Raw genomic sequence first — 23,062 nt, 5'->3', positions numbered from 1 at the left:
TTATTGTATATGGCGACAAAAAAGGGTCACCTCCTGAGAGAGCGACCCTTATTTTTTCATGTTGTCTTTATTTATAATAATCTTAATTTACAACAACTTTAAAATTATTGACCGAGATTGGTTTTCATAAATTCAAGCATATTTTCCCAGCTTTGCTTGGCAGCGGCTTCGTTATAGCCCAAATCTACCCCATTTTTGGCAGCGCGCTCATCGGCATGCGGATTAGTAAAACCATGCTTGGCGTTGTCATAGACATCGATGGTGTAATCAACATCGGCGGCATCTAGTTCTGATTTTAAGCCCTCTATCGCCTCCATTGAGACCATTGAATCATCACGACCATGAGCAACCAATACTTTGGCTTTGAAGTTTTTATCGGCTGGTTGCTTGGGTGATGGATTACCATGGAAAGTAGCGACTGTTTTTAATGGCATACCTTCGCGTGCCATATCAAGGACGACTTTACCGCCAAAGCAAAAGCCAATAGCGCCTAGATTATCGCCATCAACCGCCATCTGGTCGCTAAAGTCATTCAGGATTAAACGGCAGCGCGCCATCAGCATGTCTTGATCGGCAAGTACTTGCTCCATCCACATATTGGCTTGAGCGGCATCAGTAGTGAGTTTGCCTTCACCGTAGACGTCCATCGCCACGGCGGCATAGCCTGCTTCTGCCAAGCGCTCAACCACCGATTTTGGATGCTCGACCACGCCCCACCATTCTGGCGCGACCAAAATACCCGCTACTGGCTTATCATCTGAGGCAGATTCTGGTAGCGCCACATAGCTGATAAGTTGGACGTTATTTTCAGTGGTACTGATTAATTCAAAGGTCTTAATTGACATATTATTGTCCTTTTTTATGTTATGAGTGTTGTTTTATAAATATCAATAATGCGTATGTTTGCTCAATCCTTTTGTTTACTCGTACTACCTTAACGCCCAATCTAGTCAAAAACAGCTATAATACTGTAACGCTCTTTATCAAAATGTCTCTTTATAAAAAATCGACTATAACGCTATGACTATCAACTTGTTAAATCAATCTGCTGCCAATTTAAACGCTGATTCTGTTCTGCCGCTGAAACCTTCTGTAGATGCTGTTTTAGATTCAGGGTCAAAACCAATCGTCAGCCTCTTTCCTGCTAGCAATACTAGCAGTGACAATAACAATGACAATTGTAATGAATCGACTGAAATATTGCGTCCACAGTTTTGGTCACGCTTTACGCTGTCAGAATTAAACCATAGCGAATGGGAAGCATTGTGTGATGGCTGCGGCAGTTGCTGCCTCATTAAATATATCGATGATGAGAACGTCAGCGATGACAATAATCATGAAGCAGAAATGGTCGAATATACCGATGTGACTTGCCAGCTGATGGATTGTGCGACGGGCTATTGCCAGCATTACGCCACCCGTCAAGAACACGTGCCCGATTGTATTCAGCTGACCATGGACAATTTACCGCAAATGATGTGGCTGCCATCGCACTGTGCCTATAAGCGCTTATATAAAGGACAAGGCTTGCCAAGTTGGCATTTATTATTGACTGGGGACGCGGTGGCGACCCAGCAGCAAATGCGCGCTGCCAATGTCGGCGTAGCAGGGCGCTGTGTTTCTGAGATTGGTATGTCTGATGAAGAGATGGAAACGCGGGTAGTAAATTGGGTCAATCCTTAGCATCAGCCGCCAATTTAGCACTTGCTTCAGCACCCGCTTGCGAATCAGCCAGTGGCGGTATAGGAATATCTTGCCGAATCTGCTCAGAGAATTTACGGCTATTTGTAACGCTATTTCCTGCTTGATTATCAAAGCCGCGAACCTTGGCGTTGATATGGGTGCGCTCGTACCACGTGTCCATTGACCAAGGCTGAGCGTCTTTGTGAGGATTGGCGTCGAGCATGCCAACATCGTATAAATAGTTTGGCAACCAACCCGATACCCAAATCCGATAATCCCATGGCAAGCGGTCGCCACTGACAATACGCGCCATATAAAAAATAATATTGGTACAGTTGCTCATCAACGTATTGTACCAAGCTGGCTTGGCATTCAATTCATCGGCAGCCGTTAAATAAGACTCAAATAACGATTTGACCTCATGCTGCTGTAGGTTGCTGACCGGAAACAGATAAACTTGCTCACCGCGGGCATTAGTACGCGTGTAGATAATGTCGCGCTCTTCTGCGGCAATTAGGCTTAACTCAAAACGTCTAAAAAATCCTGCCAGTGCCGAAAACGATTCGCCATTTTCTTTACGAATCTCAAACGAGAAGGCAAGCGGTCTATCATCTTCAAAGCGGAAACTGACCAAAGTATGCGCAATCAATGGCCCCATCCAATAAGAGTTGGTGACATCGACGCCAGACAGCTTTGAAATATCAATGGTGCGCGTGTCCCAATGTGCAGTTGCTTCCTTATCCGTATGCCAATCGAAATTACGTACATTGCTGAAAGTAACCAAATCAGAATTAGTGGCATCGCGCTCATAAGTAACCCGTTGACTGACCTCAGGCATCCAGTCGCGATCTTGCTCGGGCTCGATAGACATAAACCAGCCAAGACCGACGAACCAAATAGCCGTGTATAAACCCATTAGCCATTTGCTTGCTGCTCTTCTGCTCGTGTTTTGGCTGGTTTGGGCATTAGTGATTGATTGACTAGTCGATTGCTGATTATTCAAACGTTTAGCAGTTTTTGGCCAATAGCGGCTACCAAGCAGGGTTATTAATACGCCAACAATGACGATAGTTGCCAGCCACGTGATGATCGAGCGCATCCCAAATTGATACCAAAGCGCCATTAACAGCCAAATGGCAGATAGCAGCAAAGTAGTAACGATTAAAAACTGCACAAGGTAATAGCGCCAAGTCCGCTTTTGCTGGCGACCATAAGCTGCACCATGTTCTGAGCGATTGCTGTTTGAGAGCGGCGTGAGCAGGCGAGAAAAAAAGGCACGTAGCGACATAGATTTAACTTTGAGGTATAAAGGCTTTGACCATAGCAAAGTTTATAACACACTGACAATACAATTTGAGTGAATTTGTCGTTGAATGTCAGCAAGCCTTGCGATAAAGTGAAACTTATTAAGCTGATCTGTTTATATTTATTATTTAATCATCTAATGATAAACGACCGGTTTTATTTATTACTTTAATCCCCATCTACATTTTTTATGATTTTACATAATATTCATATTGCTATTAACTAATTACTATTAACTAAAGAGGTTAAATCACATCACCATGTCTGACGACACTCCCAGCCCGAGTAGTTGGTCGATGCGCGGCTTAAAACGCTGGCTATCGACCGCCCCCGAAACCCGTGATGAACTGATTCGTTTGGTACAGGACTCGCGTCAATTCTTAGAGCCTGATACCGTCGATATGCTAGAAGGCGTCCTTGATCTGCCTGCGACCCAAGTTCGCGAAATCATGACCCCGCGCCCGCAAGTGGTTGGGCTGCATGAAAGCACCAGTCTTGCTGAAGTAATGGACATCATTCTTGAGACCACGCACTCGCGCTATCCGGTATTTGATAGCCAAGATGATGACGCGGTTATCGGTATCTTATTGGCAAAAGATTTGATTCCTATCCTTGTGCATATGGTGCGCAACCAAGAAGACAAAATCGATAGCAAACGCCTCAGAGACCTTGTGCGTCAGCCACTCTATATCAGTGAGACGGCGCGTTCTGATACCTTGTTACGTTCCTTGCAGCGCACCCAAGTGCATATGGCGATTGTCGTTGATGAGTTTGGTAACTTTGGCGGTGTGGTGACCATGGAAGACTTACTCGAGGAAATCGTTGGTGATATCGTCGATGAACATGATGACTTCGATGAAGACAGTGATATTAATAATATCGTCGCCGACCCTGAAAAGCCAAACACTTGGCGCGTGCAAGCGTCGACCGTGATTGAAGACTGTAATGATGAGCTTGGTAGTCACTTTGATGATACCGATGTCGATACCATGGGTGGTTTGGTTATGCACGCACTTGGCTACGTGGGTGATTTAGAAGGTGAAAGCGTGGTTATCGATGATTGGCAAATTACTATTACCGATGTCGAAGGACGCTTTATTCAAAATTTAGAGCTCACCAAAGTCAATCCTGACCAGCAAATATTAATAGGCAGTCATTAATTTATTATTGATTACCACTTAAGCTTTGGACTTAAACATAAAAAAACACGATCGAATCGTGTTTTTTTTGCTTTTAAAAATGCTTTTGTGCAACGCAAATTTACCTATTAAGTGATTTAGACTGGTATCATGAGCAGGTTTAATTTTTGAGCGCTGTATTGAGCAATTCATGCCTGGCTGTCAATTAAGCGCTAACTGAATAAATCAAAGTTAATATCTAAGTTTTATAAGCTTTAAATGACTGAATAATAAGGTTTTGGATAACTGCTATGCGTCTGTCTACTGTTGATTTGCAAAAACGTCTAAACCCCGATAAGCCAAAGGGCTTACCTATGGTGCTGACTATATTAATTGCGTTGCTGGCAGGCGCAGTATTTATCTTTGCCCTTGCGCCTTACGGCTTTTGGCCTGTGGCTTTGATATCGCCCGCTATTTTGTATGCGCTATTGATGCCTGATATGACTGGCAAGCGAGCTTTTCTTATCGGTCAGGCTTATGGCACTGGGCTTTGGTGTGTCGGAGCGTTTTGGCTCTATACCTCTATTCATGTTTATGGCGATACCCCAGTATGGCTGGCGCTGATTATGATTGCGCTGATGGGCTTGGGTATGGGATTATTCCATGGCTTTTTGGCGTTAATTTTCAATCGGGTCGTTGGTAAGCAGCCGTTATCATTTGCCGCGCTTTGGGTATTACAAGAATGGATGAAGACATGGCTATTTACGGGTTTTCCGTGGTTATTTGTCGGTTATGCGTTTACTGAGCAGTATTGGCTATCGTCATTAGCGCCCGTTGCTGGCGTGTTTGCGGTTTCTTTTGTTGCGATATTACTGGCGGCAAGTTTGGTTGAACTGCTGCGTCGCCGCGGTGGTTATATGATTCCTACCATCGCGTTGTTGGTTGTCAGCTGCGCATTATGGTTGATAAATCCACAATGGACGAAACCAAAAGGCACGCCTGATTTATCGGTGTCATTAATCCAAGGCAATATTCCGCAGGATTTAAAATGGTTAACCGAATATCAGGTAGAAACGCTAAAAATTTATGCGACTTTGAGCAGTACCGAATGGGGCAGCGATATTATCTTGTGGCCAGAATCTTCCATTCCCATGTTTCAAGATGAAGCGGTAGGCTTTATTAATGAGATGGTAAAAATGGCCAAAGAAACAGACACCACTTGGGTGACTGGTATCCCTTATAAGGATGAAGCGGCTTTTAATGCCAAAACTGATAAATACCCACCATTTTATAATAGTGTGATTGCTTTAGGTGCCGATGCAGAGGGCATGTATAAAAAGCAGCGTTTAGTACCCTTTGGTGAGTATATTCCTTTTGAAGGAATGTTAGATATTCTACCCAATCTAGCGGGTAGCCAAGATATCATGAGCTACAGTCGCGGTAGTGACAATCAATCGCCATTGCGGGTACGCGGTCATAATTTGGGCGCGGCAGTGTGCTATGAGGTTGCGTATCCTGATACCACCCGCAAAAACGCTATTAATACCGACTTTTTATTGACCATCTCAAACGATGCATGGTTTGGTAGCTCGGCAGGTCCGCTACAGCATCTGCAAATGGTACAAATGCGCGCGCTTGAGAATGGTCGCTGGTTTATGCGCGCCACCAACACCGGTGTCACCGCCATCATTGACCACAAAGGTCGTATCGTGAAGCGCGCGCCGCAGTTTGAGCGCACGGTATTACGCGGTAATGTACAGGCGCGGGTCGGTAATACGCCGTTTATGCGCGTTGGTAATTATCCTGTTTTAATCATTATTGCGCTTCTGCTATTATTAAGCTATCTTGGCAAGCGTGCGAGCCCGCGTAAACGCTTAGAGCACGATTAGCAGCTTATCAAAGCAGGCAGTATAGAGTCAGTTAAAGAGTTGATTTAAATTTTTTCGCTAATAAATCCTTTAAATAGTTAAGGGTTTTCACAAATCGACATAAATTACGATATAATAGGTCAATATTTTAAATATTTTGTGCAAGGTGGATAAGGTATGTCAGAACATATTGTCGAAAACAACCCTAAAAGAGAGTTCTTGTTTGCTTTAGGCGGTGTAGGGTTATTTTTAGGTATCGTCTTATTGATTGGTATTTCTGGCTTCTTACGTCCAGCGGGTGAGCATATCACTGCTGAGACGACTGAAGCAGCGGCCGCCGCTGAAACCGGCGCGACTAATGAGAAGGCTGATACAGCCGAAACAGCTGCCGCGCCAGTCGAAGAGACGGATGCCGCAGCGACCGCTACGCCAGCAGATGCTACGGTAACGCCAGCTGCAGATACTGACGGTACGGTGGTTGCCGCTGAATCTGGTACGGCAACTGCTGAAGGTACAGTTAATCAAGCAACAGTCGCTGATGATGCTGACTTAACCGCTACGCCAGCCGATGCTGATTTGGACGCCGGTAAGACTGGAGAAATAACGCATACTTGGAAGGCTGAAGAGTAAGCTTGTTACTGAAGTATTTTGTTATTAAGATGAAATATTTATATAAACGATAAACATAGTTAGATACCCATAATTAAGTACAACTGTTATGACGATACTTTATTCTAAGAGTTAAAATACTCTAGAAGCTAAAAATAAAAACCTGCGCTTGGTTAACTGAGCGCAGGTTTTTTTGTAGGTATTTGTGTAATTATTGAATAACTTTTTCTTTACTTGATTATAACCAAGTGAAACAATAATGCGCCTATGTGACCGCTTATCTAAATAATTGGGAGTTTGGTCGTCATTACAGTGGTCTTTAAAGGAATAAAGTTATGAGCACAGACTCACAATCGAACGCTAGTGCTGCTGAATTAGTAGCATTGGACAATGGCTTTATGGGGCATCCTAAACCCTTAAGCTCGTTATTTTTCACAGAGATGTGGGAGCGTTTTTCTTATTATAGTATTCGTCCATTATTAGTACTCTTTATGGTGGCGACAGTTGGCAGTGGTGGTTTTGGTTTCGATGAAGCAACGGCTTCTGCCATCTACGGTATTTTTGCCGGTTCATTATATTTGGCGGCAGTGCCGGGCGGCTGGCTCGCTGACAACTGGCTTGGTCAGGAGCGCGCGCTGTGGTGGGGCAGTATCATTATTGCGCTTGGACATTTATGCATTGCGTTGTCGGCTATGTTTGGCATGGTGCTATTCTTTGTCGGTTTGATGTTTATCGTCATTGGTTCAGGATTGTTTAAGACCTGTATTACAGTCATGGTTGGGGCGTTATATCCCGAAACGGATAATCGCCGTGACGCAGGATTTACTTTGTTTTATATGGGCATCAATATCGGCGCGCTATTGGCAGCGCTGATTGTTGGGGTATTTAGAGAAAAAGGTATGTGGCATGCAGGGTTTGGAGTCGGTGGTTTGGGTATGCTGGCTTCCTTACTGATTTACCGTTTTTCCGCCAGAAAGACATTAAATCGTTATGCACGTGCCAAAAATATCACCGCTGACTGGGAACAGGCGACTGACCGCTTCAAAAACGTAGGTCGCTGGGTGCTAGGCTTTGTTGGTGTTTTGGTGGCATTGGTCGTGCTAATTAGCACGGGTTTGATGCCCTTTAATCCGATATTGGTCGCCGAGTATATGACCTATACCATTGCTGCTGTGGTGCTGCTATATTTTGCGGTGATGTTTATGTCATCACGGTTGAGCTCCTCTGATAAAAAACGCTTACTGGTTTGTCTATTATTGATTATTGGTTCGACCTTGTTTTGGTCAAGTTTTGATCAGCAGCCGACCTCGTTTAACTTATTTGCTGATCGCTATACTGATTTAGAAGTCATGGGTTTTCATATCCCAAGTATCTGGTTTCAGTCGTTAAATCCGTTATTTATTTTATTATTAGCGCCCATTATCAGTATCTTATGGGTGAAGCTCGGTGCTAAAGGTCTTGAGCCTAACAGTATGGTGAAATTTGCTATCGGTATGTTGTTAGCTGCTGCAGGTTTTGGGCTAATGATTATGGCTTCAAAAAGTATCTTGGTTGCTCCCGGTGCTTTAGCATCGCCACTGTGGTTGGTTGGCAGTTTGTTTTTACTGACGCTAGGTGAGCTGGCATTAAGCCCTGTTGGCATGTCATCAATGACGCGCTTGGCACCTGAAGGTATGCAAGGTCAAATCATGGGGCTGTTTTTTGCTTCTATTGCCATGGGTAACTTGGTCGCTGCCTTCTTTGGTAGCCATGTTACCGCTGATAAAATCGAAGGCTTACCAGATTTATTCTCTATTATGACCATGTTCTTGGTAGTGACCGCGCTGATTTTATTGGCATTGTCAAAACCGATGAGCAATATGATTAAAAACAGCAGTAATATTAGAATGTAAGCAATGAACGTAAATAAGAGGCTAATATAAGCACAAGAGTATTATTGCTATTTATAGCAGCCGCTTGATAAGTGATAAAAATACAGAAGCTACTAAACAGTGGCTTCTTTTATTTTGAGTCATCCGTCATTTTTACGATTCGTTCATGATTAAATGGGTATTGCTGTTAAAGGTATTTATAAGTTGGTTATCATCCCCATATCGTTATATGCGCTATGTTGTATCTGTAGCAAACTTAATAAACACCCGTTCAATTAACCGCTAATAATCAGCTGATGATGTCAGTTTATAATAACAATATATCGAGAACGTATCGATTATGCGGCACTGTAGTGAGATGAGTCTCTCCTACTTATGCAATGTTTTACGTAGCGTTTTATGTAGCTCTGTGCTCGTGCTTTTATACTAAATTTTTATATAAAATAAGGGACGTTATGTCTACTCAAGAAGTAACTTCGAAAACTGAAATTCAACAGCGTATTACCAGCTTGCGTGATGCTATTGCGGCGCAAGACCTAACGGCGATTATCGTGCCGTCAGCAGACCCGCATTTATCTGAGTACTTGCCTGAATATTGGCAAGCACGCTTATGGTTATCAGGATTTACAGGTTCAGTCGGTACGCTGGTTGTTACCGCTGATTTCGCTGGGCTGTGGACGGACAGCCGTTATTGGGTACACGCCGCGCATCAGCTAGAAGGCACGGGTATTACTTTAGAGAAACTGGCTCCCGGTCAGCCAAACCATATCGATTGGCTCGCTGCGCACTTGGCCGAGGGCGATAGTGTCGCCGTTGACGGTAATGTGCTGTCTATTGCTGAGCAAGATAGACTGCTTGATGCTTTTGATGCCAACGATATTACCTTAATCACTGAGCGTGATGTATTGACAGACATATGGAGCGATCGTCCAGCGCTACCATCAGCACAGCTATACCAACACGATGCGCAATTTGTTGCGCAGTCTGCGACTTCAAAACTTGCCGCCGTGCGCGCAGGTATGGCGGATGCAGGCGCAAGCCATCATTTGCTTTCAAGCTTAGATGACATCGCTTGGTTGACCAACTTACGCGGCGCTGATGTTGATTATAATCCTGTGTTTTTAGCGCATATGCTGATTGATGCGAATAAAGCGACCTTGTTTATTGATAACAATAAAGTTAGTGCTGACGTTGAAAAAGCTCTTAACGATAGCGGCATCACGCTTGCTGACTATAACGCTGTACAGGAGGCATTGAGTGCGCTGACGCCAGAAGACTTGTTATTATTAGACTCAAGCAAAGTGGCAGTAGATACGCTATCCCAAATGGGCGACGGTATAGGCTTTATTGAGCAAATGGCGCCGAGTACTTTGCTCAAATCGGTCAAATCTGATGCTGATATCGATCATGTGCGTGAAGCCATGCGTCAAGACGGCGCGGCATTAAGTCAATTCTTTGCTAAATTTGAGCAGCGCCTAGCAGATGGCGAGCGCTTAAGTGAGCTTGATGTCGATAGCATGCTTATCGAAGTACGTAGTCAGCAGCCGCATTATGTCTCGCCAAGCTTTCCAACGATTGCAGGTTTTAATGAAAACGGCGCATTGCCACATTACCGCGCGACGCCAGAAAAATTCAGCTACCTTGATGTCGCTGAGGGCGAGGGCGGATTGTTATTGATTGACTCAGGTGCCCAGTATCAAAACGGTACCACAGATATCACCCGCGTGGTCGGTATTGGTCAACTAAGCAGCGAGCATAAACGTGATTTCACCACCGTGTTAAAAGCGCATATCGCTTTAGCAAAAGCACATTTCCCTGATGGCATTGCCTCACCACTCATTGATGCTATTTGCCGTGCACCATTATGGCAAGCGCAGATGGATTATGGTCATGGCACGGGTCATGGCGTTGGTTATTTCTTGAACGTCCATGAAGGCCCGCAAGTGATTGCTTATAGCGCTAGCACGCCAAAAGAGCGCGCGATGAAAGAAGGCATGATATCCAGTAATGAGCCGGGTCTATACCGCGAAGGCAAATGGGGTATCCGTATCGAAAACTTGATGGTTAATATGCCCGTGGGCAATCCTACTGAGACTGAGTTTGGTCAATTCTTAAACTTTGAAACCATCACTTATTGCCCAATTGATACACGCTTGATTGAATCGTCATTATTAACTCAAGTCGAGATTGATTGGTTGAATAATTATCATAGCCAAGTCTATGCAGAGCTAAAAGACCGCGTTGAAGGTGCGGCACTTGACTGGCTGACTGAGCGTACCAAGGCTATCTAAAGTAAACGCTTATATTTGCGAATTTAAAACAAAAAAGCCCCGTAAATTTACGGGGCTTTTTCTATTCTAGAGATTTATTGCTATCGGTTTCTAAACGGAAAGCAGTATTTAGCTTTTTTTCGAATCTTTGTTAGTTCCTACTTTATCTTCGCTTAGATGTTGGGTCACCTCGGCACGCAGCCAAGATTTTAAATTCTCAGACATCAGCATCATCTGCTCACTGAGATAATCATCAATTTGTATTTCAAGCTCACGGATTAATTCTGGCGGAGTCGCGCCAAGCTTTGCGTCTTTTAAAGACAGATGAATGCCAGCGTCTGCAACCGCTTTATCGATAACGGTTTTCATATTATTATTGTTCACGGCATTTGCAGGCTCGTGAATTGACCTTTTATCAGCATCAGTTTTCGTCGCGTCCGATTTTGCATCTAATGTTTCAATTCTTTGATGGTTCTCAACACGACTATCAGTAACCGACTTTTCTACTTCGCTAGTGTCATTTTTGCTAGTAACATTCTTGCTAATATCATTGTAATCAATACTGGCAGATTTATTATTAGCGAGTTGCTCATTGTGCTGTTGCTCTTTTTGCGCCGCTTCTGCTTCTTTTAATTTGGCTTCTTCTTTAACCTTAGTGTCTGCTGCTGCTTTTGCCTGTTTCTCTTTTTCTAAACGTTCTTTTTCTAAACGCTGTTCTGCTTCCAAATGTTGTTTTTCGGCAGCCGCTTGCTCTTGGGCTTTTTTGTCGGCAATTGCTTTGGCAATCGCTTGTTCAGCTTCATGGTTTTCATAAAGATTATCAAGATGGGCATCTAAGTCATGAGTGCTAAAAACAAAAGTTTCAAATGGTGTGTCATGCTGGAGTAGGGTGGTGATGTCGGTGAGCTCTTGGATGATAGAGGCGCGTATAGGGTCTGGTGCACACGTCCAGCGCTGATAAAATTGAGGAGAAAATGAGTAGCTTGACATGGTATCGTCCATAAATGTTGCAAAAATTACCCCTTATCATACGCAAGTATGATAAGGGGCTGCAAGTGGTCAAACGTAGTAAATCTGACACCAAGGTTACAACAGCTAGAATGCAGGCTTTCGGGTGTTACTGCTTGATAGGCCAACGGGCAAATATCAACGAGCCGTTAGTGCCTCCAAAGCCAAAGCTATTGGATACCACATACTGTAGATTTTCAACCTTACGCGATTGGTTAGCCACATAATCAAGATTACAGTTGTCTTCGACGTTGTCTAAATTAATGGTCGGCGGTACATGCTGATGCTGTAGGGCAAGGATGGTGAATATCGCTTCGATACCACCAGCAGCACCCAGCAAATGACCAGTCATCGATTTGGTTGAGCTGACCAGAATACTGTCTTTAACGGACGCAAAAACGGTTTCAATAGCAATGGATTCAGCAACATCGCCAGCAGGGGTACTGGTGCCATGGGCGTTGACGTAGCCAACACTCGATGGCTCAATACCGGCATCGTTTAAGGCATTTCGCATGGCTCTTGCTGCCCCGCTACCATTTTCTGGTGGCGCAGTAATGTGGCTTGCATCATCACTCATACCAAAGCCAACCAGCTCAGCCAATATTGTCGCACCGCGTGCTTTAGCATGCGCAAGGCTTTCAAGTACGACGACACCCGCGCCATCACCAAGTACAAAACCATCACGCTCTTTATCAAAAGGACGCGAGGCTTTGGTCGGCTCGTCATTACGAGTTGAGAGGGCGTGCATCGCCCCAAAACCCGATATACCAAGCGGGCTTGAGCCTTTTTCACTGCCACCAGCTAGCATCACATCGGCATCGCCGTAAGCAATCAAACGCGCTGCAAGACCGATAGCATGGGTCGCGGTGGTACAAGCAGTCGAGGTCGCAAGGTTTGGGCCTTTCAAAGTATGCTTAATGGCAACCAAGCCTGCTGCCATATTGACGATAGAGCCAGGAATAATAAAAGGCGACACTTTCAGCGCGCCTTTTTCACGCAAGGTATCACGGCTGTTTTCAATGGTTTGGATACCACCGATACCTGAGCCTATAATCACACCAAAACGCTCTTGATCGACGCCGTGTACAGGCGCATCAACCGCACTGACTTCATTGATGTATCCCGCATCTTTTAATGCCATTGCGGAGGCCGCAACGGCATAATGCATAAATTCATCATAGCGGCGCGCGTCTTTGGCATTCATATATTGTTTGGCGTCAAAATCCTTGACCACGCCAGCTATCTGTGCACGATAGTCGGTCGCATCAAAATGCGTTATTTTAGCAATACCACTTTCACCATTGAGCAATTTTTTCCACGTGCTTTCGACATCAAGGCCAAGTGGCGTGATAGCACCCATACCGGTAATCACCACGCGCAACTCATCAGAGCGCTCGTAGTGCGGTGGTTTCTGTCTTGGCTTATGCGCCTGTGTGTCGACATTATTTGTCGTTTGCTCGATAACTGAGTCGGTCGGTAAACTGCTATGCTGGCTCATGCGCTGTATCCTGTACTTAAGGTCCTAAGAGGATGTTATTTCTGAAGCCATTATAAAACACATAAGTGTACGTATGTAAACTAAAATTTGGCCCATCAGGCAAAACAGACTTGACCCAATACCACACCTTTACTTGCACCAGTCACCGCTGGCAAGTTACCGGTTTCACCCATCAGTGTTTGCCTTGCGAGCCATGCAAAGGCGACGGCTTCTACCCAAGCTGGATTCAGTCCTAAGCTGGCAGTGGTTTCTACCGTGCAATGGGGTAGGTGCGCTTGTAAGCGAGTCATCAAATAATCATTCAATGCACCGCCACCGCAGACATAAACCGAGCTATTTTCTTTTGCATTAATAAACCTATTAATTTGCATACTGGCACTCATCGCCGTCAATTCAGTAAGCGTGGCCTGTACATCGGCTGATGAATAGCGAATATGAGCAGATGCTTGGTCGAATTTTTGTAGTTCATTCTGTAGCCATTCTAGGTTAAAGTCTTCACGCCCTGTGCTTTTAGGATACGTTCGAGCAAAAAACGGATGCTCTATCAGCTGGTTAAGTAGCGGCTCAACGACTTGTCCTGACTGCGCCCACGCGCCACCCGCATCATAATCTTTATCAGTATGCAATGCTGTCCACGCATCGAGTAATAAATTGGCAGGGCCGGTATCATAACCAATCACTTTATCTACTTGTTTAGGATTTGAGGTGTTATTAGCACTAGCGCTCGCTGGCAAGACGGTGATATTAGCAATACCGCCCAAGTTTAATAACACCCGTGTGCTATCAGGCGTGGCAAATAAAGCCTGATGAAAGGCAGGAACCAAAGGTGCACCTTGACCACCGACGGCCATATCGCGGCGGCGGAAATCACTGACAACACTAATGCCTGTAAGCTCGGCGATGATATTGGCATCGACCAATTGTAAGCTAAAACCCATCTGCGGACGATGGCGAACGGTTTGCCCATGACATCCAATCGCTAGCACCGACTCTACATCGGTATTTGATTGCTGTAATAAGGTATTAACTACTTCACTGGCAAACTCGGCATATTCTTTGCTTGCCCAACCGAACCAATCTAACTCGCTGCTGGGTTCACCTGCCGTTGGTAATAATTGATTTACGCCATTGGGCTGACATAAGGCTAATAACACCTCACGCAGGCGTGGCGGGAAGTCCTGACTAAGCGTTGCTAACAGTCGCAGCGGTTGCTGAGTATCTGTTTCAGCACTACTATCATTACCAAATTGACAAAGCACGGCATCCATACCATCTAGGCTGGTACCAGACATCATGCCGATATATAAACCATCATCAAAGTTTTCAAACACCGTTTGCTCCAGTGCATCGGTCAAGGTGGCATAATTTAAGTCGTCAATATGCTCTAAGCTATTTTCTAGACCGTCATCTAAAGTATTGTCTAAAATGTTGTCTAAACCATTGTCTAAGTTTATAGTCGAATTAGTATCAGCAATCGATGCAGGGTTGGTCATGGCAATTTACCTTAAAAAACGCTAGTATATCCCTCAAATTCTAACATCTTTTACTGGCTACGAGATTCTAAATAGCCCAAACGCTTTATCCTTTTAATAAAGACCATAAAGAGAGCATCATGACCACTCAAACCTACACCCTAGAAGAACAACTTGCCTTGATTCAGCGCGGTACGCAAGAAATCCTATCTGAAGAGGATTTGGTTAAGAAGTTGAAACTGAATCGCCCGCTACGTATCAAAGCAGGCTTTGATCCTACCGCGCCTGACCTGCATTTGGGTCATACAGTACTGATTAATAAGCTTAAGCATTTTCAAGATTTGGGTCATGAGATTTATTTTCTAATCGGCGATTATACCGCCAAGATTGGTGACCCTTCTGGTAAGAACAGCACACGTCCGCCATTGACCGATGAGCAAATTAAAGTTAATGCTCAAACGTATGCCGAGCAAGTATTTAAGATTTTGGATAAAGAAAAAACCAAGATTGTCTTTAACTCTGAATGGTTTAAAGACATGTCAGCGGGCGATATGATTCAGCTTTCTAGCCAATTGACCGTCTCGCGTATGCTTGAGCGTGATGATTTCTCAAAACGCTATGCGGCGCAAACCCCAATTGCCATCCATGAGTTCTTATACCCATTGGTTCAAGGCTATGATTCTATCGCCCTAAAAGCCGACGTCGAGCTAGGCGGTACCGATCAAACTTTTAATATTTTGATGGGACGTACCTTGCAAGGTCGTTATGGTCAAGAGCCACAAGTTTGTATCACCGTGCCGATTTTGGAAGGGCTAGACGGCGTTAATAAAATGTCTAAGTCATTGAATAACTACGTTGGTATTTATGATGCACCGGGCACCATGTACCAAAAGCTACTGTCTATGCCAGATACCTTAATCCGTCGCTACTTTGAATTTTTGAGCTTTAAGCCCATGGAAGAAGTCGAAGCGCTAATGACAGAGATGGAAAACGGTCGCAACCCACAAGAAATCAAACGTATCCTAGCAGAAGAACTAATCGAGCGCTTCCACGATGCCGATGCGGCTGCCAATGCGCACAAATCAGCGGGTAACGTACTTGCTGATGGCGAATTGCCAGTCGATTTACCAGAAGTGACGTTAGAGTTAGAAGGGCAGGACGCATTGTTTATCACGCAGATATTAAATCAAGCAGGGCTTGCCAAAAACAGCTCATCAGCTAAAGATATGATTAAACGCGGCGCGGTAAAAGTAGATGGCGAAGTCGTCGACGCAGGCTTTAGCCTAACTGCAGGGCAAACTGTCGTTATCCAAGCGGGCAAAAAGGCTTATGCGAAATTGACGGTAGGATAGTTTTATGAGAAGATTTTTACAATTTTAAATTTTAAATAAGTCTATAATCTATATTATAGACTTATTTTTTCATAAGGATGTTCTAAGAAAATTATGGCTAACTGTCAATTAGTGACACATTCTCCAATAGCTTTAAGTCATTATCGACAACAGATGTCGCTATCTGTAGATTTACTCGCCAAAAAATCAAGCACTAACTCAAAGAAAATTATTAAAGGTGAGTCGGAGGCAGAAGTTTTTACTGTAAAACAGCTAGAGCGTATCGCTAAAACTCTTGTTTTACCTACTTACTATCTTACTTTGAACACTATTTATGATAAAAGTATTCCGAAGTATATCGACTATCGAAATTATTCAGATAAACATGCTGATGACGAAGATGTATATGAATTAAATAAACTTATTAGTGAGGTTTATAAGGATAGAGAAAACCTTCTACATGTATATGATGTTATAGATGAAAGCCTTGGAAGTTTTCAGCTAGATTTGTTAGGAAATAATGCACAGGAAGATGCTCAACGTATTCGAAACTTTCTGGATGTTGAAAATGCTCATTTGACTGTTGAAGGTAGTGATTACTATAGAGCATGGCGTTTGTTACTAGAGAAAAAAGATGTTCTAGTTTTGGAGAAGTCTCGACTCAGCATTGGTTCTGAAGGTTTGTCTCTTTTCTATGATATTTTGCCAATTGTAGTGATTATTACATCAGGTCAGACTCCATCAAGAAAATTATTTACTTTGATTCATGAGTTAGTGCACCTAGGTTTGCGTCAGAGTGCTTTGGATGGCAATATTTTAGAAGCAAATAATCAAACAGAGCGTTATTGTAATGAAGTAGCAGGTCATGTATTAGTACCTACTTCAGTTATAAATAAACTTTACGATGAAAAAAAAGGGTTGATTGATAATATCGAGCAAATTCGAAAGACTATTAAAGTTAGTTACGATGCTATCGCCATACAATTAAAACAGGTCGGAAAAATATCGAAAGATGACTTGAATGCATATTTTGTTAGTAAGCAAGTAAAAATGGATGAAAACGATAGTGGCTTCCGAAGTAGTTATAAGAAACATACTACCTATAACCATTTCGGTAAAATTTATATTCAGCAAGTTTTTTCAGCAGTTTGGGAAGATGCGTTAAGCTTAGGTGGTGCTATGAAAATTCTCGGTATCGAAAGAATGAGTGATTTGGAGCATCTAGAGAAAAAGGCGTTTAACCAATGAGTTTAATTTGCTGTATAGACACTAATGCATTATTAGACATATGCTACCGGTATTATCCTAGTGGTACTTTCAAAAAACTATGGAGCGATTTAGAAGATGCTGTTGTAGCAAATCAAGTACGTTTTATACAGTCTGAGCATATCAATAAGGAAATTGAAGCAAAGCTTATCCAGTTTAAATACCCTAGAAATAATTATGATGATTTCATGAGTAGGTTTAGAGTAGATGTCATAGGAATCAGTGATTATGCTCAAGCTCAGCTGAGTTTAAAGGGTGATTTAGCCAGCAATATTCCTTTTATTACTAAGAAGCCTGGTTCTTTCTTAGATAATTTAGATGAAGATTTATCGAACATATCTTTGGCAGCTCTTAAAAATGCAAAAGTAATAACTAGTGAGCAAGGTTTTAATAGGGATATCACAAGTCCTGCATTATCTAAAACAACACAGTTAAAAATTCCTGATGTATGTAAGTATAAAAATATTCCTTGCAGTAATTGGCTCGAAATATTTAGTCATTTAGGCATGAGATTTTAAATGATAATTCCCCAAGGCATTTACCGCCATTATAAAGGCAACCTATACCAAGTCTTGCATACTGCTCAGCATTCAGAAACTGAGGAATCGCTAGTGGTTTATCGTTGCCTGTATGGTGAGTATGGAGTTTGGGTGCGACCATTAGCGATGTTTACGGAAACTGTTAAAGTTGATGGTAAAGAAGTACCACGTTTTGAGTTAATTAAAGCATTAGCTGATTAATGTTTCAAAAAATTTAAAGCTCTTTGCCCAAATAAAAAGCGACCCGTTAAGGTCGCTTTTTTTATATGAATCAACAATTAACCCTGTAAAAATCCTTTTAATACCTTATAAAATCCGATTGGCTCATCCATTGGCACGGCATGACCTGAGCGCGGCAGCACAACCTCAGTTGCATTGGGTAGCATCTGGGTGATTTTTTGCTGCCACTTAGCATCATACAGCTTAGAGCGTCCGCCAATTAGATTGACCACTGGAATGGTGACCCGCTCTAGCGCGCCGCGAAAGTCATAGGGCAATGTCAAATAGGCTTGCAAGCAACGCATCTTATGATGCCAAATACTGTGATCATAAAGCGCAAGTTTGGGATCGTTTTTATAAGTCATCACTTGTATAAAAGCTTTTGAGCGCGTGCGATTAACGGACAACAGAGAAAATAGCCGTTCAACATCCGTAGCACGGCGTTTTAGGGCAAAAGGCAAATGGGTAAAGCTTTCGACGTCAGCATAAGGCAACGTCCTATCAATCACCTCATGAAAGATATCGAATACTTCTTGCTGCCGCGTGCCAAACAATCCACCTTGCCAATCAGGCTGATTATGGATAGCAGGACTTTGGTCAATATTTAAATAGCGGCTGACTCTTTCGCTACCATAACGCTCAAAGTACGCCCACATCACTTGCGCGCCCATCGAGATGGCGGCAACTGGTACAGATTCTATATTGTGTGCCAAGCAAACTTGCTCAATCACGACACTGATATCATCGGCATATTGCCTTACAAAATCAAATTGGGTCAGCTTGATATCTTTTGCCGCCCCAAATCCTCGTAGATGCGGCAGGTAAAATGCATATTTGCCAACCAAGGGTAAAATAAACGGTAAAAACTCACGTGCATCCATCCCATAAGCATGCAGTAATATTACAGGTTTGCCACTGCCTATGACTGACACTGGTAGCAAAATACCATCAGACAAAGCGATATGAATCGTTTTCAACTGGTAGTTAGCAGGTAAGTTAATTAAGTTGGTTTTCATAAGGTGATAACCCTTGTTTTCATTAAACGGTTTTATAAAGCCGATTGAGCCGAAATGCGTTATCTTAAAAGTACTTATTCCACTAATGAAAGACTGTTATATTAGAGTAGGTAACTGACCATAGCATAAAATCCGTTTAGTGGTGAAAGCAGCTTAGATTTAAAAGCAGCGACTTATTATGCGCTGTAACCAATCGAATTAAGTATCAGTAAATGAAATATAAGGATATTAAGGTATGAACAAGTCGATGTTACCATTGCTTGATAGTAGCCTATATCCACAAATCTGGCAGCAGCAAACATTTAACAATGCGGAAGCTTTATTGCTAGCCATGCTCACGGCAGATACCACAGCAGATGCCGACGCTTTCACAAAGCAATTACTAGCAAATGACATTTATCAAGACTGGATTAATGCCAGCGTATTTGGACGTTACTTGCATCGTAATTTTACGGCGTTCTCTCAGCAAACAGAAGACAGCTTTAATAGTGATATGCCTGCACTATTTCGTCAGGAACTAATGCGACACGCGCAGTATTTACCATTAGAGCAGGTATTGTTTTTTGCAGGCGATTTACCAAAAAGCGTGCGCCAGACAAAGGTTTTAATCACAACGCTCAACCCTGCTACTGCCATCATTGATGCTCAGAAGTTAAGTGCAAAAACTACTATGAATAATCCGACCATGATTATCAATCAGGTAGTGATTAGAGGTAAGCAAGTCTTAGGATTTCCGATACGCCACAATAAACGTACCAGCGAGCGCTTGCGTAATGAAGTGCTAATTTTAGACTTTCAGGATTTGCGCTTGGTCAATGAGATGAATGTCATAACCAAAAAAAGAAGCAATATAGGTGAGACTATATTGCTTCGGTCTTATGAATTACGTTAATGGGCTAAAGGATCGGCTAAACCTTTAAGAGTCTTGCTTGGCAATCGTTAGACCATTATAAGTTTGAGCAACTGGCATGACTTCTAAGCGATTGACGTTAATATGGGCAGGCGACTCGATCAGCCATAATAAGATATCGCCAATATCATCACCGGTCATGGTTTTAAAGCCATCATAAACCTTGGCGGCTTTATCATCATCGCCATGATAGCGCACGTTTGAAAACTCAGTACCCGCGACATTACCTGGTTCAAGGTTGGTCACGCGCACTTGCGTACCGATTAAGTCCGCGCGAAGATTGAGGCTAAACTGTTTGACAAAAGCTTTGGTCGCACCATAGACGTTACCACCGAAGTAAGGCCAACTGCCGGCAATCGAGCCGACATTAATGATATAACCGCTATCGCGTGCGACCATCGCTGGCAAGACCGCATGGGTCACCGCTATCAGACCTTTAATATTGGTATCGGTCATACGCATCCAGTCATCAAGACTGGCATTTTGCGCAGGCTCTGTGCCAAGTGCTAGTCCCGCATTATTCACCAAGACATCAATTTGACTAAAGTTGTCAGGCAAATCAGCAATGATTTGCGGGATAGCAGCCGTGTCACTCACATCCATAACCACAGGTAAAAATGCCTCGCCCAAAGTGTCTGCCAAAGCATTGAGCTTATCAAGGCGTCTGGCACAGCCAATCACGCGATGACCATTGGCAACCAAACGCTCTGCCAACGCTTTACCGAAACCTGCGCTTGCTCCTGTAATCAATACGTTCATCTTATATCCTTATCATTGATGTCTTGTGCTTAGGTCATAGTTTTTATGACGACGGCTTATCTTGGTTTATTTACTTTTTCTTACTTGTTAAATAGTTGCTTACCAAAGATTTTATCACCCGCATCGCCCAAACCTGGGATGATATAGCCGTGCTCGTCCAAATGACTGTCTAGTGCGGCGGTATAAATGGTCACGTCAGGATGGGCTTCATTGACCACACGCACGCCTTCAGGTGCGGCAACCAATACCAATGCTTTAATATTGGTACAGCCGTTTTTCTTCAGCATTTCAATAGTTGCAACCATTGAGCCACCAGTGGCTAGCATGGGGTCAATAATAAGGGCTGGGCGTTTGTCCATGTGGCTGACAAATTTTTCAAAGAACGGCACAGGTTGCAAAGTTTCTTCATCGCGCTGTAAACCGACGACAGATATTTTTGCCGTAGGAATCAAATCGAGCACCCCGTCTAACATGCCAATACCCGCACGTAAGATCGGTACAATCGTTGCCGTCTTACCGATGATTTGCTCACCAGTGATTTCACCACACCAGCCTTCCATCGGAAAGGTTTCAATTTCAAAATCACGGCTTGCTTCATATGCCATCAAGCGTGCAAGCTCTTTGGTCAATGTGCGAAATTTATAAGTACTACAGTCTTTTTCACGCATAAGGCTGAGTTTATGACGGACTAACGGATGATTGATGACAGTGATTTTTAAGTCGCTCATAAGGTCTCTCTTGGTTTTTGGTCTGATGCTTGCGCAGTTACTGCGGTTGCCATTAGTATAAAAGATACAAACACTTACCGCACTTCAACCCTATATCTAGCCCATAAATAGTAAGCTAAATACTTCAATAATAAAGTAAGCCAAATGCATTTATAACGAGATTGGTTTTATTTAAGCCGACTATGTTTGACTATAATCGCGCCCTAATAAATGAAGTAGTGTTTAGGCTTGCTATGATAGCAAGAAAACCGCTTTTCTGATGAAGAATCTTATGACTACACAACCATCCAACCTGCCTGATAATACTTATGAAATGGATAATAATTCGATATTGTCCGAAGTCCGCGCAGCAGAAGTAGAAACCCATCCGTTCGGTCCAGTGTTACCACCCGATGCCACCGTAATGATGATGGGCACATTTCCACCGACCGCTGATAAATGGGCAATGCGCTTTCACTATCCTAACTTTTATAATGATATGTGGCGTATCTATGGTAGTGTTTTTTTTGATGACGTGGATTATTTTAGAGTAGGGGATGAGAAGCGCTTTGATCCTGAACGTATTCGCGCCTTTATGTTCGAGCGCGGTATTGCTTCTTGTCCAACGGTTAATCAGGCTATTCGTGAAACGGGCAATGCCTCAGATAAAAACCTAACTGTCGTCACGCCAGTTGACCTAGATAATATCTTGCCACAAGTGCCAAAGGTTCAAACATTATTTACCACGGGCGGTAAAGCCACCGAGGTGCTACTAAATTTATTAGCCGAGCCGCCTGCCAAGTCTAAGTATCCTAAAACCAATCAAAGTATGGACTATCCTTACGAATGGCAGAGTGACAATAATCAAAAAGCCGATGTGAACAATCTTACCTTATATAGGTTGCCTTCAACATCACGCGCATACCCTTTAGCGTTAGATAAGAAAGTCGCTGCCTATAAAGACTTTTTTAAAAAGATAGGTAAACTATAAAAGTGCCATACATAGAAAAATGCTATATATAGGAGATAAGCGGTTTTAAGCAAAAAAGGCTATTTATGATAAAGGCAAAACTATTTTCAATCTTAACTGACTGATAAATAGAGGGTATTAATGATAAGTGGAGATAATCTTTGGAATAGCAGACAAACCCCCTTGACCCCCTACTAAAACCGCGTATAATGCCACCCAGTCGGAAGGGAAGGCGGATTGGAGAATAATTTATTATTCTAATCAACCTAACCAAGACTGAGTAAATCATTATTAACTTAAACCCAGTTTAAAACTAAATAAATTTACCTCTTGACTTACTGATTAAAGCGTCTATAATACGCACCTCATTAAGACAAACGGAATGACTTATATGTGAATGTTACATATAACAAACCTGACTAACTTACTGAAACAATTTATAAAAAAGCTTGACAAACCAAATCATTATGATATGATAGTCGGCTCGCTAGATAGGATAAGTTCTTAACTTAGACTGACTAGCAAAGAGAAATACCCTATATAATCATCTACTGGACGACAGTAGATTGACACTATTTAAAAGCATAACTAAAGAACAACTTGTGTGGATTTTTGCTGATTCAGAATGCTAAAAAATAAAGTT

The 23,062-nt window shown here is 42.9% G+C and carries 20 protein-coding genes; 12 read left to right on the top strand and 8 right to left on the bottom strand.

The window, feature by feature from the left end; all coding sequences use genetic code 11:
• Positions 1-104: 104 nt before the first annotated feature.
• A complete protein-coding gene (locus AC2FA3_RS10920) occupies positions 105-845 on the bottom strand; it encodes a dienelactone hydrolase family protein (protein WP_490509585.1) in 741 nt (246 codons plus the stop codon).
• A 175-nt stretch (positions 846-1,020) separates the two neighbouring features.
• Between AC2FA3_RS10920 and AC2FA3_RS10915 the strand changes: the two genes are divergently transcribed.
• The gene (locus AC2FA3_RS10915) at positions 1,021-1,683 is read left to right on the top strand and encodes a YcgN family cysteine cluster protein (RefSeq protein WP_490509584.1); all 663 of its coding nucleotides are present in this window, start codon (positions 1,021-1,023) and stop codon (positions 1,681-1,683) included.
• On the opposite strand, the gene AC2FA3_RS10910 is transcribed toward AC2FA3_RS10915, so the two are convergent.
• The gene (locus AC2FA3_RS10910) at positions 1,673-2,971 is read right to left on the bottom strand and encodes an Lnb N-terminal periplasmic domain-containing protein (RefSeq protein ID WP_490509583.1); all 1,299 of its coding nucleotides are present in this window, start codon (positions 2,969-2,971) and stop codon (positions 1,673-1,675) included. The two genes, AC2FA3_RS10915 and AC2FA3_RS10910, sit on opposite strands and share 11 nt — an antisense overlap.
• 277 nt (positions 2,972-3,248) lie before the next feature.
• Here AC2FA3_RS10910 and AC2FA3_RS10905 point away from each other — a divergent pair, with 277 nt between their 5' ends.
• From AC2FA3_RS10905 to AC2FA3_RS10885, 5 genes are all read left to right on the top strand, one after another.
• Positions 3,249-4,148 carry a CorC family transporter gene (locus AC2FA3_RS10905; RefSeq protein ID WP_201546095.1) on the top strand — a complete coding sequence of 300 codons (900 nt, stop codon included), beginning with the start codon at positions 3,249-3,251 and terminating at the stop codon, positions 4,146-4,148.
• 269 nt (positions 4,149-4,417) lie between these two features.
• A complete protein-coding gene (lnt, locus tag AC2FA3_RS10900; protein WP_490509582.1) occupies positions 4,418-5,995 on the top strand; it encodes an apolipoprotein N-acyltransferase in 1,578 nt (525 codons plus the stop codon).
• Between the two features lie 156 nt (positions 5,996-6,151).
• Positions 6,152-6,604 carry a hypothetical protein gene (locus AC2FA3_RS10895; protein ID WP_490509581.1) on the top strand — a complete coding sequence of 151 codons (453 nt, stop codon included), beginning with the start codon at positions 6,152-6,154 and terminating at the stop codon, positions 6,602-6,604.
• Positions 6,605-6,918: 314 nt separating this feature from the next.
• Complete coding sequence (locus AC2FA3_RS10890) at positions 6,919-8,475, top strand: peptide MFS transporter (protein ID WP_490509580.1); 1,557 nt, start codon at positions 6,919-6,921, stop codon at positions 8,473-8,475.
• 434 nt (positions 8,476-8,909) lie between these two features.
• Entirely contained in the window at positions 8,910-10,745 is a 1,836-nt protein-coding gene (locus AC2FA3_RS10885; RefSeq protein ID WP_490509579.1) for an aminopeptidase P family protein, read from the top strand.
• Between the two features lie 108 nt (positions 10,746-10,853).
• Here the strand turns inward: AC2FA3_RS10885 and AC2FA3_RS10880 are convergent, their stop codons facing one another.
• From AC2FA3_RS10880 to AC2FA3_RS10870, 3 genes are all read right to left on the bottom strand, one after another.
• The gene (locus AC2FA3_RS10880) at positions 10,854-11,714 is read right to left on the bottom strand and encodes a hypothetical protein (RefSeq protein WP_490509578.1); all 861 of its coding nucleotides are present in this window, start codon (positions 11,712-11,714) and stop codon (positions 10,854-10,856) included.
• 127 nt (positions 11,715-11,841) lie between these two features.
• Complete coding sequence (gene fabF / locus AC2FA3_RS10875) at positions 11,842-13,230, bottom strand: beta-ketoacyl-ACP synthase II (RefSeq protein WP_490509577.1); 1,389 nt, start codon at positions 13,228-13,230, stop codon at positions 11,842-11,844.
• Between the two features lie 95 nt (positions 13,231-13,325).
• Positions 13,326-14,723, bottom strand: coding sequence for an anhydro-N-acetylmuramic acid kinase (locus AC2FA3_RS10870; RefSeq protein WP_490509576.1), 1,398 nt, complete (start codon positions 14,721-14,723; stop codon positions 13,326-13,328).
• Positions 14,724-14,842: 119 nt separating this feature from the next.
• Here AC2FA3_RS10870 and tyrS point away from each other — a divergent pair, with 119 nt between their 5' ends.
• The 4 genes from tyrS (at position 14,843) to AC2FA3_RS10850 (ending at position 18,039) form a co-directional block, all read left to right on the top strand.
• Positions 14,843-16,054, top strand: a complete 1,212-nt coding sequence (gene tyrS, locus AC2FA3_RS10865; RefSeq protein ID WP_490509575.1) for a tyrosine--tRNA ligase — start codon at positions 14,843-14,845, stop codon at positions 16,052-16,054.
• Positions 16,055-16,147: 93 nt separating this feature from the next.
• Positions 16,148-17,281, top strand: coding sequence for an ImmA/IrrE family metallo-endopeptidase (locus AC2FA3_RS10860; RefSeq protein ID WP_490509574.1), 1,134 nt, complete (start codon positions 16,148-16,150; stop codon positions 17,279-17,281).
• Positions 17,278-17,817 (top strand): DUF4411 family protein, encoded by a 540-nt coding sequence (locus AC2FA3_RS10855; RefSeq protein ID WP_490509573.1) that lies wholly within the window; start codon positions 17,278-17,280, stop codon positions 17,815-17,817. The genes AC2FA3_RS10860 and AC2FA3_RS10855 overlap by 4 nt, the downstream gene beginning before the upstream one ends.
• The gene (locus tag AC2FA3_RS10850; protein ID WP_490509572.1) at positions 17,818-18,039 is read left to right on the top strand and encodes a DUF1653 domain-containing protein; all 222 of its coding nucleotides are present in this window, start codon (positions 17,818-17,820) and stop codon (positions 18,037-18,039) included.
• Positions 18,040-18,116: 77 nt separating this feature from the next.
• Here the strand turns inward: AC2FA3_RS10850 and AC2FA3_RS10845 are convergent, their stop codons facing one another.
• On the bottom strand, positions 18,117-19,073 hold the full coding sequence (locus AC2FA3_RS10845; protein ID WP_490509571.1) for an alpha/beta fold hydrolase: 957 nt from the start codon (positions 19,071-19,073) through the stop codon (positions 18,117-18,119).
• 235 nt (positions 19,074-19,308) lie between these two features.
• Here AC2FA3_RS10845 and AC2FA3_RS10840 point away from each other — a divergent pair, with 235 nt between their 5' ends.
• Positions 19,309-19,965, top strand: coding sequence for a hypothetical protein (locus AC2FA3_RS10840; RefSeq protein WP_490509570.1), 657 nt, complete (start codon positions 19,309-19,311; stop codon positions 19,963-19,965).
• A 24-nt stretch (positions 19,966-19,989) separates the two neighbouring features.
• On the opposite strand, the gene AC2FA3_RS10835 is transcribed toward AC2FA3_RS10840, so the two are convergent.
• Both AC2FA3_RS10835 and upp read right to left on the bottom strand, forming a co-directional pair.
• A complete protein-coding gene (locus AC2FA3_RS10835; RefSeq protein WP_490509569.1) occupies positions 19,990-20,742 on the bottom strand; it encodes an SDR family NAD(P)-dependent oxidoreductase in 753 nt (250 codons plus the stop codon).
• A gap of 80 nt (positions 20,743-20,822) precedes the next feature.
• On the bottom strand, positions 20,823-21,470 hold the full coding sequence (gene upp / locus AC2FA3_RS10830; protein ID WP_490509568.1) for a uracil phosphoribosyltransferase: 648 nt from the start codon (positions 21,468-21,470) through the stop codon (positions 20,823-20,825).
• Between the two features lie 271 nt (positions 21,471-21,741).
• Between upp and AC2FA3_RS10825 the strand changes: the two genes are divergently transcribed.
• Positions 21,742-22,440: a hypothetical protein gene (locus AC2FA3_RS10825; protein WP_490509567.1), complete on the top strand. Its 699-nt coding sequence runs from the start codon at positions 21,742-21,744 to the stop codon at positions 22,438-22,440.
• Positions 22,441-23,062: the final 622 nt, after the last annotated feature.

This window comes from Janibacter sp. CoH_79_TC_3 (genome assembly GCF_058197955.1).
The sequence above is the reverse complement of the archived record's forward strand: the minus strand, read 5'-3'. Positions and strand labels throughout refer to the sequence as shown.